The 12529-nt window shown below is 42.7% G+C and carries 8 protein-coding genes and 1 pseudogene; 6 read left to right on the top strand and 3 right to left on the bottom strand.

Annotation, left to right across the window (positions count from 1 at the left end; genetic code table 11):
- Positions 1-217: 217 nt before the first annotated feature.
- A complete protein-coding gene (locus EP1_RS10140) occupies positions 218-805 on the bottom strand; it encodes an ATP-dependent Clp protease proteolytic subunit (protein ID WP_067627057.1) in 588 nt (195 codons plus the stop codon).
- 271 nt (positions 806-1076) lie between these two features.
- Here EP1_RS10140 and EP1_RS10135 point away from each other — a divergent pair, with 271 nt between their 5' ends.
- The 3 genes and pseudogenes from EP1_RS10135 to EP1_RS13325 form a co-directional block, all read left to right on the top strand.
- Positions 1077-2510 carry an amino acid permease gene (locus tag EP1_RS10135; RefSeq protein WP_067627055.1) on the top strand — a complete coding sequence of 478 codons (1434 nt, stop codon included), beginning with the start codon at positions 1077-1079 and terminating at the stop codon, positions 2508-2510.
- A 148-nt stretch (positions 2511-2658) separates the two neighbouring features.
- Complete coding sequence (locus EP1_RS10130; RefSeq protein WP_067627052.1) at positions 2659-3357, top strand: DUF554 domain-containing protein; 699 nt, start codon at positions 2659-2661, stop codon at positions 3355-3357.
- Positions 3358-3478: 121 nt separating this feature from the next.
- Positions 3479-3658, top strand: a pseudogene (locus tag EP1_RS13325) (amino acid permease); the annotation flags it as partial.
- Positions 3659-3702: 44 nt separating this feature from the next.
- Here EP1_RS13325 and EP1_RS10125 read toward each other — a convergent pair.
- Entirely contained in the window at positions 3703-5478 is a 1776-nt protein-coding gene (locus tag EP1_RS10125) for an ABC transporter ATP-binding protein (protein WP_067627050.1), read from the bottom strand.
- A gap of 12 nt (positions 5479-5490) precedes the next feature.
- Complete coding sequence (locus EP1_RS10120) at positions 5491-7209, bottom strand: ABC transporter ATP-binding protein (protein ID WP_067627048.1); 1719 nt, start codon at positions 7207-7209, stop codon at positions 5491-5493.
- A gap of 321 nt (positions 7210-7530) precedes the next feature.
- Between EP1_RS10120 and EP1_RS10115 the strand changes: the two genes are divergently transcribed.
- The 3 genes from EP1_RS10115 to EP1_RS10105 form a co-directional block, all read left to right on the top strand.
- Positions 7531-8271, top strand: a complete 741-nt coding sequence (locus EP1_RS10115; protein ID WP_067627046.1) for a methyltransferase domain-containing protein — start codon at positions 7531-7533, stop codon at positions 8269-8271.
- Positions 8272-8290: 19 nt separating this feature from the next.
- Positions 8291-9364, top strand: coding sequence for a glutamyl aminopeptidase (gene pepA, locus EP1_RS10110; protein WP_067627043.1), 1074 nt, complete (start codon positions 8291-8293; stop codon positions 9362-9364).
- A 666-nt stretch (positions 9365-10030) separates the two neighbouring features.
- On the top strand, positions 10031-12529 hold a 2499-nt coding region (locus EP1_RS10105; protein ID WP_083507536.1), incomplete at its 3' end, for a cation-translocating P-type ATPase.

Below are 12529 nucleotides of genomic sequence, written 5' to 3'. Positions count from 1 at the left end.
CAAAAAAAGTAAATATTTAGGTGAAATTCATAAAAATAGAGTATGTGACAAAAACGGTCAGCTTCAAGAAATAAGAAAGAATTTCCGAAAATTACTTCTCAAATCTTTATGAAATTTCGGCTTATTTTCAAAAACAAGCTACTTTTGGAACACTATTCATTCGGAAAAAGAGAGGTGCGACAAGAATTTTGTCACACCTCTCTTAAAAATAGCTCGACTATTTGATTGCTGTCTCCGACTCGACGATTTCTCCGACGATTCCGTAGTCTTTGGCTTCCTCGGCCGATAACCAGAAATTACGGTCGGTATCTTTTTCAATCTGTTCCAAGGTCTGCCCCGTCGCTTTTGCGATCAATTGGTTGACCCGTTTACGCATCCGTAAAATTTCTTTCGCTTCGATCTGGATTTCAGTGGATTGCCCTTGCACACCTCCAGCAGGCTGATGGATCATGTAACGCGTATTCGGCAGACTGTAGCGGTCTTTTTGATCCGCTGATAAATAAATCGTAATCCCAGCACTAGCTACCCAGCCGGTCCCAATCACTTTTACTTTTGGTTTAATAAAACGAATCATGTCATGGATCGTATCGCCAGATTCAACGTGCCCTCCTTGACTGTTGATAAAGAGCGTGATTGGCTCATCATTAATCGCTGATAAATAAAGCAGTTGCTCAGTGACTGTCTTGGCCAATTCTTGGGTGATCTCACCATAGATCAAGATCGTACGCTGATTCAATAATTTTAACAATAGCGGATCCTTTTCTTCCACTTTTGCTGGTTCTTTTTCGGCTAAAAACGCATTCATTCACATGTCCTCCTTTTTTCTGTTAATTCCAGTATAGCCAAAAAAAAGCAGAATGAACAGAAAGAGCTTTCAAGTCAAAGCCGGCTGCGCTAATACTAAAAATTTATGCTAAACTAACATTAAAAAAATTTTGTTGGCAAAATTTCTTTTTTTGTGGGATGATAGATCGTATTTTGTAAACAGAAAGGGGATTTCCGTGGCCTATCGTAATAAGCCTCCATCATGGGCTGCTCAACTGAATAATTACTAAATAAAAGGAGCGCAAATTTACATGATTGAGGAAAAGAAAAGTTTTATCTCATGGCCGGTTTTGGCTATGATGTCGTTTGTTACTGTCATTGGATTTGATGATATTATTTACAACTTTGCTAACCAAGGTTTAGGGGTCATTACTTCTTGGATCATTTTACTGCTATTATATGTGATTCCTTACTCGTTGATGGTTGGACAATTAGGTTCGGTTTTTAATCACGAAGGCGGCGGCTTGACCTCGTGGGTCCGGGGAACCAGCGGTGATCGCCTAGGTTATTTCACGGCCTGGACTTATTGGGCCGCTTCGATTCCTTACGTGGTGGATACTGCCAATGCTGTCGTTGTCGGCTTCGGTTGGTTGATCAACGGGAACGATTCAATGGAAGACAAAATGTCTAACTCCATGTTTGCCTTATTGACCTTCTGTATTTTTCTAGCCTTTATTTTTCTACAACGGCACTTTAAAAAATCACTGGAAGTTTTGAGTACTTTAGGCGGAGGCGCGATGTTCATCATGGCGATCTTATTCGTCTTCATGACCTTCGCTTCTTTATTTATGCCAAATGGTCACATCGAGACCCAGCCAATGAATCTGAGCGCGGTCATTCCGAAATTCGATCTCCATTATCTGACGACGATCGGGCTATTGATCTATGCCATCAATGGTGCGGAACTCGTCGCCCCATTCGTGACACGGATGCGGAAACCCCAACGAGAGTTTCCGAAAGCGATGATCATGCTGACGGTCATGACGATTTTCTTGACGGTCTTTGGTTCATTCTCACTAGGGGTCTTCTTTAACGCCCATCACTTACCAAATAATTTGAAGATGAACGGTTCTTATTATGCCTTCCAACGTTTAGGTGAATTCTTCCATCTAGGGAACTCCTTGATGTATATTTTCGCTGTCACTCAAATTATTTATATGTGTGCCCTACTTGCCGTGTTGCTAGATGCAATGACACGGATGCTGATCTCTGATACAGGTCAACAGTTCATGCCGAAGAAATTGACCAAGTTGAATGCTGAAGGCTTACCGATCAACGGTTACATTTTAACAACTGCTTTGAGTGCCTTCATTCTATTATTAGGGGTTTTCTTGCCAGAGATGAATGATATTTTCAACTGGTTGTTGAATCTTAACGGAATCATTTCTCCCGGTGTGACTTGCTGGATTTTCTATGCCTTTATCAAGATTCGTTTAGATAGCCAAAAATTCCAGTCAGATTATGTCTTTATCAAAAATGATCGGCTGGCCGTCTTTGTCGGTGGCTGGTGTTTGGCCGTGACAGTAATCGCAACACTATTTGGGGTCTTACCACAAGATGCGCCCTATGGTTCAAGCTTGTTCTGGCACGAATTGATCATCAATATTGTCGGCATCGTCGTATTGATTGGACTAGGCTTTATTATGCCGACTCTCGCTAAACGTGAACGAGAAAAAGCCGCATAACTTTTCACCATCAAACTGTAAACACTTCTTTTAATAGAAGCTATTTACAGTCTTTTTGCTATTCAAAAAAAATTCTACTCGTGGTAAGATGAAGTCTAAATAAGTTTTAATTGTTCTTTAATGAATTTCATAGAAACGGGTGAGGAGTATGTTGTTGGGGTCATTGGTCAATTTTCTAGCAATTGTTGCTGGGAGTTTGTCCGGGATTGTTTTACGTAATATTACTGAGCAAACAAAAGAAACGGTGACCAAGGGAATCGCCTTAGGGACGATTGCTTTGGCAATCAAAATGTCGATGCAGACCGCATCTTTTACGATTATCATTATTAGTATTTGTTTAGGCGGAATGATCGGCGAATTTTTAAAAATCGAGGATTCCATGACTAATTTAGGCTTGCTGTTAGAAAAACGCTTTGCCCGTGGCAATGGCAATTTCGCGGAAGGTTTCGTGACGGCTACCTTGATCTATGTGATCGGCTCAATGGGCATCATTGGCGCAATCGAGAGCGGAATCAGCGGCAACCATCAGACCTTATTCACTAAAGCGGTTATGGACGGTTTCATGTCGATTATGCTGACGGCTTCACTAGGCATTGGCGTGCTCTTTTCTGCGTTTCCCGTCTTGATCTATCAAGGTATCATCACGATTTTTGCCAGCTTTATTGTCCGCTATTTACCACCAGAATTATTAGACAGCATCATGACCGAGATCAGTGCGATCGGCGGTTTGATGATCCTAGCGATCGGCTTAAACGTTATGAAGCTGACTAAAATTCGCGTCTCGAATTATTTACCGGGAATTATCGTTTTAATTATCATCATGATTGTGCAATATTATTACTTTTGAAAAAGGCAGGCGAGTGGAAAATCACACTCACCTGCTTATTCTTTTGACTAAATAATACTTCGTCGTGCCCACCATCGGAACATCCTTAAAAAGTGAATTAGAAATCTGATTATGGTCCAGGTGTTTTGCCTTTACTATTCTAGCTTGTGTCCTATGGATGCTGCCGAAAGTGGATTATGCAGCCGATCCTAGTTCTTGGATGTTCCAGCTGTTCACAAATATCGTCACACCGATCGTCTTGATTTTGCTAGGGATGATCTTACCAATGATCGCGAAACGCGAACAGCAGAAATTGAGCTAAAAATAGCCATGAGTGAAATCAGCTGGATCTCACTCATGGCTTTTCTATTTTGCTTTTTCCAATGTAGTTAAAGAAACGTCTGATTCACCAATCACCCAAGTCTTGGCGATCTCTTGTTCCTTGATCATTTGCGCATACCAGCCATTGTGCCGGCACAATTCTTGATGGGTTCCCTTTTCCCGCACTCGCCCCTCATCAAGCACGATGATTTGATCCGCATTGATGATCGTGTCTAGGCGATGGGCAATAACTACGACCGTTTTTTTAGCCATCAAGTGGTCCAAGGCCGCATTTATTTCTTTCTCATTATCGACATCTAAGCTGGAGGTTGATTCATCCAGTAAGACCACGGGTGCATCCTTCAATAAGGCACGAGCGATTGACACGCGCTGCTTCTCCCCGCCTGACAGAGTCGATCCGCCTTCTCCGACTAACGTGTCGTAGCCGTTCTCCATCTGCATAATGAATTCATGGCAATTTGCCAAACGACATGCATGGGTCACTTCTTCCATCGTTGCATTCGGCTTTGCCATGCGAATATTATTCAAGATCGTATCGTTGAACAGATAGACATCTTGAAAAACACAAGTGATTTCTTCGGTCAGCGCATCTGGGCGAATATCCCGCAGCTTCTCATTGCCCATCCGGATTTCACCTTGGCCGACATCCCAAAAACGTGAGATCAAACTAACAACCGTCGATTTACCTGAACCCGATGGCCCTACTAAAGCGGTTGTCTTTCCATCTTCTACCCTAAAGGAAAGATCGTCTAAAACAGTCACGCCATTTTCATAACTGAAGGATACGTGCTCGAAAGTTATTTCATGGTCGTTCCCGATAAAGGTCTCCTTGGTATAAGGCAAGGGTGGCGTTTCAAAGATTTGCTTCAAATTATCCGCGGATTTTGATAAGTATTTTAATTCAGGATACAGCATTCCGATCGTCATCAGCTGACTAGATGTTGAAACACTCAGCATCAAAACTGCGATATACTGTTCTGGCGTTGAATTACCTTGGATCAACAAGTTGGTTCCCCAGATCAAGGCAACGGGAATCATGAAGGAGACGATCGTAGAAAATACCATCACATAAGGCATCATTGAGAGCTCCAAACGAATCGACGACTTTTTCAATTCATTGAAGGATTGATCCAACCGTTCAAATTTTGTACCGGTTAAACGATATAAACGAAAAGTCTTGATTCCGTTGATGTATTCTACGACTCGCGAAATTACGGCATTGATTTTTACGCGATGCTCCGGTGCAATACGATGTCCGACGGATCCGCCCTTGATCATTAATGGCAAGGCCACTAAAATCATCACCACCATCACTCCGGCAAAACGAAAATCAATCACGACAGCCGCCAACATGCAGACCATCACACTAAACAGCGCTTTAACAAAATCCGTTAAGTGATGCGTTAAGACCTGCTCAAAATCAGCGATATCAGTTGAAAAATAGCTGGTTAATTTTCCGACACTGTTTTGATTGAAGTAACCAGAATTCAATCCCCGCACATGCTCTGCTAAACGCAAACGTAAATCGGTCGCGATTATCGAACCATTCAATTGTAGGGAAGAAAAACTGTACCGCGCCAAGAACGTCCGTAAAACAAATACAACAGCCAACACAGCGATCCCACGGAAAAAGAAATTTTCCGTAAACTGATTATTAATCAATGTAACAATACTCAAAATCATTACCGAGTAAAAGACCATATTCAAAAAGGCATCCAAAATCGCCAACAAAATTGGTGTATACAGCAGTTTGATCTTTTCACCAATCACCGCTCGAATATTTCTAATCACACTAGTCATTCGTTTCCCTCCTTATTTTTCTGTATAGATATTCCACAGCTTTGCATAGCTTCCGTTGCGGCGTAGCAGCTCGTCATGCGTTCCTCGTTCAATCACACGCCCTTGATCAAAGACACAGATTTGATCTGCATGCTTGATCGTATTCAAGCGATGGGCGATCATGATCGTGGTCTTGTTTTGTAGCAGCTCATTTAAAGCCAATTGGATTTTCCGTTCATTTTCAATGTCGGTGAAGCTCGTCGCTTCATCAAAAATGACTACCGGGGCATCCTTCAAGATCGCACGAGCAATACAAATCCGCTGCTTTTCGCCGCCAGACATCTTAATCCCCGCTTCACCCATCACGGTATCGTAGCCCTCCGGCAAGCTCATGATGAACTCATGGATTTGTGCCGCCTTCGCAGCCGCCTGAACTTCTGCGTCAGTGACCTGATCTTTTCCTACCGCAATATTTGTACGAATCGTATCACTCAGCATAAAGGCATCCTGAAAAACAAAGCTGATCGCCTGCATCAGAGATTCTTCACTAAAGCTATCAACGGGCTGATCATTCAACAATATCTGACCCTGCTGAATATCCCAAAAGCGCGGTACCAGCTGCGCCATCGTTGATTTCCCCGAACCAGACACACCAACAAAAGCCGTCAGGCTATTAGCCGGTACTTCTAGCGAGACATCGTGCAATACTTCATCTTCCTCATAAGAAAAATGAACATGGTCAAAGGTGATTTTGACATCCTCTAGCTGTTTAGAGTATTCGCCAAAATGCTGCTGTGGCAAATCCATAATATCTTTGATCTTCTCTGTTCCTGTTAAAATCTGTGAGATTGCCATGGCAAATCCACTCAGACTTTTTAGCGAAGATAGAAAGACGATACTCATAATCAAGAAAAACAAAAAGGTCGGTAAATCCACGCTGCCTTTTAGATAAAGCCAACCGCCCGCTGGAAAACTAAACAATAAACCAGATTCGATCAAGATTAAAAACATTCCATACGACCAAGATTGCTTCTTCGTACATTCGGACCACATCGTATGATATTCTTCTACCGTTGATGAATATTGCTTGAAGCCTTTTGCTGTAACGTTAAATGATTTCATGACATTCATACCGTTAATAAACTGCATGATAGAAGAATTTAACTGACCCACTAACTTTTGATACCAGCTCATGTACTTACTGCTGGAGCGCATACCGATCATTAAGATGATCGCCCCGATCACGATCGGCAATAACAAGCACAAGGCCAGCGGCAGACTCAAGGTGCACAGATAGCCAAACATTAGCAAGGGTACCGTAATCGCCTTTGCCAAATCCGGTACTTGGTGGGCCAGCATCGTTTCGATCCGTTCCGTATCTTCAATGATCGTTTTCTTTAGTTTGCCCGAAGTCGTCTTCGTAAAGAAGCCTAAATGCAGCGTAGCAATATGTGCACTTAAGCGGCTACGAATCTCATACAAGGTATTAAACGCACCAATATGCGAAAGCGCTCCGCTCACCATCATCGTCAAAAACTTTATAATAATTGCCAGCCCCGCATACATCCCATAACGCATCGCCAAATCCATATTCGGCTGATCGCCGAACAGAAACATCAGCACCCGATACAGCATCACCAACGGGACAAAATCCATAATGCCGGAAATAATGCTGAAAATGGCAGATACCAATAACAGCAAACTCGATTTCCCCGCCAAGCGAAATAAGTAAGTCACATTCGTCTTTTCCATCGTTCTCCTCCTAATTAGTTCGATTCGAATGCCGTATATCATTCAACTAATGCAGGGAAGAAAGGATTTACTCAATTTCGGGTAAATTATCCCTCTTTCTAGCGTCCTGCGAAAAGTTGAACTGACATCCTATAACATTTCGAACGAGATTGAGAATCATTCTCAATTACTTCGAAGTATTACATATGTTATTCGTGATGTAAAGCTTATTTTTTGACATTCCTTCAATTTTCTGAATCATTTTGCCGTGTTTCATAAATTTCAAATTCATCTTTTAGAAGTGTATACTGGATACAATTAATACCTAGAAAGAGGATTCTTATGTCTGATTATTTAAATGAACTGGAAGCATTTTGGGATGAATTTTCCGAAGAGTATGAAGCAATCCAACAAGAATCCACGTTTCCGATTGCAGAAGATCTGCGGGATTTTTTACTGGAAGAAAGGCTATTACCCTGCCAGACCTTTTTGGATCTTGCTGGCGGGACGGGTCGTTATTTAACAGCCGTTCAACAATACGTTGAAAAATATGATCTCGTTGATATCTCAGAGGAAATGCTGAAGTTGGCGGAAGCTAAAGTTAGAGGAAATGTTCAGCTAATCAAGCAAGAACAAGAAACGTTTTTGCGTCAGAACAAACATAGCTATGACATTACTTTTTCTGCGATGAATCCAGCATTGCAAACTAAAGAAGAATTCTTGGATTTCTGCCAAGCCAGTAAAGATTGGTGTTTAATTCTGCGAGTCGTAAAAGATGAAGATCAACTCTTCTCTTCCTACGAGGAAAAGAATCCTGATTTGTTATTAAACCAACGCTATAAAGGCTTTTTAGCCGAGCTGGATATTCCGTATCACACAAAGAAATTTTCCTATACAAAAAGTGAAAAAGTCAGTCGTGAATTTTTCCAGGAATATTTTGCTGATGATTTTCCCCCAGCAAAACTAGCCGAAATCATTGAATCGACTTTCGACGATACACGACAAAAAAGCAATCAACAATTTCTCGATTTTGAATTGATTTATTTTCAGCTACCAAAGGCTTATAATGAGAACGGATTTTAACTTTTGAGGAGGACCTTTGATGGAAGAAAAAACATTTCAACGAATCAAAGAATTAACCGAACTGCAAGGAACCAGCGGCTTTGAAGAAGATATTCGCAGCTACATGCGCGACTCTATTACGCCTTTAGTCGATGAGGTCCAACAAGACGGTTTGGGCGGTATTTTTGGTCTGCGTCAAGCTGATGAAAGCAAACCAAGGGTAATGGTGGCAGCGCATATGGACGAAGTCGGCTTCATGCTGACAGAGATCACTCCCCGCGGATTATTTAAGGTCGTACCTTTAGGTGGCTGGAATCCTTATGTGGTTTCCGCTCAACGTTTTACCTTAAAAACTAGCAAGGGCAATTATCCATGTATCTCCTCTTCTGTACCGCCCCATTTATTACGAGGAACCAACGGACAAGGGCAAATTAAAGTTGAAGACATTCTCTTTGATGCCGGCTTCGAATCAAAAGATGAAGCATTAGCTTACGGTGTTTTGCCAGGCGATACGATCGTTCCCCAGACCGAAACCATTAAGACTGCAAATGGCAAAAACATTATTAGTAAAGCCTGGGATAACCGCTACGGCTGTACGGTGGTGCTGGAAGCTTTAGAAGCATTGCAAAAAGAAACATTGGATTACACCTTGATCGCTGGCGCCAACGTTCAAGAAGAAGTCGGCTTCCGGGGAGCCAAACCGGCTGTGACAAAATTCCAGCCCGATTTATTCTTCGCAGTCGATTGTTCAGCCGCAGATGATTTAGTTACAACTAACGGTACTTTCGGGCATTTAGGCGAAGGGACACTCTTACGGATTCAAGATCCCGGTATGATCTTGCTTCCACGTTTGCGGGAGTATTTACTAGATACAGCCGAAACCCAAAACATCCCTTACCAATATTTTGTTTCTAAAGGCGGAACTGATGCCGGTGCCGCGCATACTGCGAACGAAGGGATTCCAAGTACCGTGATCGGCGTTTGCGGACGCTACATCCATACCCACCAAACGATGTTCAGCATTGCTGATTTTGATGCTGCTCGGGAAATGCTGATCCAAGTTTTAAAAGGCTTAGACGAAAGCACGATCAAAACGATCGTTGCCGGAAAATAATTATTAAAATAGTTGCTTAATAAAAATTAAATAACTTTGAAAAAGCGCAACGATCAAGGGTTTTCTGGCTTAATGGCTGACTTAATTCAGTATATCCAGCATTTTTCTTGCATTCAAAATTGATTTCCGTTAGGCTTTAAACATATTAATAACTCCTTAGGGGAGTAACCGGCAACAATGTTGTTGTGATATCAACAGTAAGTTAACCAGCGATGGTTTTCTGGTATCGGATGAAATGGTGAGACCTAAGACAAGTTTAAACACTTGCCTTAGGTCTCTTTTTTGCGAGTTCCACTTCGTACTCTCAGTACGTTAGTGGAATCGTATGCGCAGTGAAAATCTAAATCATTTTTCACGATTTTAGAAAAATGATTACCTAAGCCAGAGCTAGCTGTCAGTTTTTCTTCATGCTTTGTCAGTTCTACTTCCTGCTTCAGCAGGTTAGTAGAATGATATGTCTTCGAAAGTCCCGATAAATTCTTTTAAGAATTTATCAACATAATTTTAGAGAAGATTAGCGTGATTAGAAAAATGATATGCGTACGAAAAAATGATTTCATAAATGATGAGCTCGCTATTAAATGGATTAGTTAAGTCATACGCGCATAACGGTATCAACTGCCAAAAACACCGAGTCAAGTGAACAAAAAAATTGGAGGAAATAAATTGACAAAACACGCGTACCAACAAGAAACAACGGAATTGATGAATGACTTGAACACTGCACCAGCAGGTTTGAGTCAAACCGAAGCGCAACAGCGACTACAGGAAAATGGTCCCAATCAGTTAAAAGAAGCGAAAAAGAAATCCTCGCTGACTTTATTTTTAGAAACCTTTAAAGACGCGATGGTGATCATCTTACTGATCGTCGCTGTCGTTCAGATGATTATGGGAGCCCATGTGGAATCGATCGTAATCTTTGCTGTTCTACTACTAAACTCAGTCGTAAGTGTCATTCAAACAAAAAAGGCTGAGGGTTCGCTGGATGCTTTGAAAAAACTTTCTGCGCCAGATGCCAGCGTTCTTCGCGGCGGACAAGAGCAAAGTATTCCTGCTAAAGAAATCGTACTAGGTGATATCGTCATTTTAGAAGCTGGCGATTATGTACCGGCCGATGGGCGTTTGCTTGAAGCAGGTTCGTTGAAAGTTGATGAAGGGATGCTGACGGGTGAATCGACTCCCGCTGAAAAAGAAATCACAACATTGACTAACAATGCCCCAATCGGTGATCGCATCAATATGGTCTTTAGCGGAACGATCGTGACTTACGGTCGTGGGAAATTCTTAGTAACTGCGACTGGTAGTGAGACCGAGATCGGTCAAGTCGCTGGTTTATTAGAATCGACGACGGAACAAAAAACACCGCTGCAACGCGGATTGGATCATTTCAGTAAAAAACTAAGTATCGCGATCTTACTTTTATCGTTAGTGATCTTAGGGGTTCAATTACTGCGGGTTTTCTTAGACGGTTCGGCAGATTTGATGCAAGACATCATTAACGCCTTTATGTTCGCTGTCGCCGTTGCCGTAGCGGCAATTCCCGAAGCGCTGCAATCAATCGTCACGATCGTTCTTTCATTAGGAACAAAGAAAATGGCAAAACAGCATGCAATTATTCGCAAACTGCCAGCAGTAGAAACATTAGGTTCAACGAGTATTATTTGTACCGACAAAACCGGCACGCTGACGCAAAATAAAATGACCGTCGTCGATCATTTCTTAGCCAATGGTCAAAGTGGAGAATTTTCAAATGATCCGCAGCAATGGAAAGTCGACGAACAACGCTTGATTGAGATCAGCGTTCTAGCTAACGACGCCACCATCAGTGCTGATGGCACAAAATTAGGCGATCCCACCGAGATTGCCTTGATCGACTTTAGCGAAAAACAAAATCAATCTTATCGGGCCTTACGGAAAAACTATCCCCGTGAAGCGGAACTGCCGTTTGACTCTGATCGTAAATTGATGTCGACGCTTCACACGATCGATCAGCAAAAACTAATGGTGACGAAAGGCGGTCCTGATATCGTCTTTGAACGCAGTTCGAAAGTGTTGCTTGATGGACAAGTCGTTGATTTCACACCAGAAATTAAAGCACGTTTTCAAAAACAAAACGAAGCCTTTTCTGAACGGGCACTGCGGGTTTTAGCCTTTGCTTATAAAGAAATGACAACAGCTGAACTGACATTGGAGGATGAAGAAAATCTTGTCCTAGTTGGTTTACTGGCTATGATCGATCCGCCGCGGGAAGAAGTTTTCCAAGCGGTCGCTGATGCCGACTCGGCCGGTATCCAAACAGTCATGATCACTGGCGACCACAAGACGACTGCTGTCGCCATCGCTAAAGAAATCGGGATTTTCCAACAGGGCGATCTTGCACTGACTGGTGCTGAATTGGATCAGCTGAGTGAAGCAGAACTGGCCGAACAATTAGAACAAATCACTGTTTATGCTCGTGTTTCACCAGAAAATAAAATCCGGATCGTTCGAGCATGGCAGTCGAAAGGAAAAATCTCCGCCATGACCGGTGATGGGGTCAATGATGCCCCTGCTTTAAAACAAGCCGATATCGGAATCGCGATGGGGACCGGAACGGATGTCGCCAAAGATGCGGCTGCGATGGTCTTGACTGATGATAACTTTGCTTCGATCATCAAGGCCGTTGAAGTCGGACGAAACGTTTTTGATAATATCAAAAAAGCCGTCGCTTACCTGTTTGCCGGAAACTTAGGCGCGATTATCGCGATCATCTTTGCTTTAGTGATCGGCTGGGCCAATCCATTTACAGCGCTGCAGTTACTGTTTATCAACTTAGTCAACGACTCCTTGCCGGCAATCGCCTTAGGCATGGAAAAAGCCGAACCGACGATTATGCAACGTCAGCCGCGGGATCCTAACAGCGGGATCTTTACTGGCAAAACATTGATCTCCGTGACTTATCGCGGCATCTTAATTGCATTAGCGGTGATCATTGCTCAGTGGATCGGTAACCAGCAGTCGGCCGAAGTAGGTGTGGCGATGGCCTTTACAACTTTGATTTTAAGCCGCACACTGCAAACCTTGGCTGCTCGCTCCAATACGCAAACGGTGTTCCAAGCCGGCTTTTTCACGAATAAAATGGTGCTGTTGGCAATCGTCGTCTGCGGAGGACTGTTCAGTCTGACA

The organism is Enterococcus pseudoavium NBRC 100491 (assembly GCF_001544295.1).
In the GTDB taxonomy this organism is placed as follows: domain Bacteria; phylum Bacillota; class Bacilli; order Lactobacillales; family Enterococcaceae; genus Enterococcus_A; species Enterococcus_A pseudoavium.
This window is presented reverse-complemented; position numbering and strand designations above follow the sequence as displayed.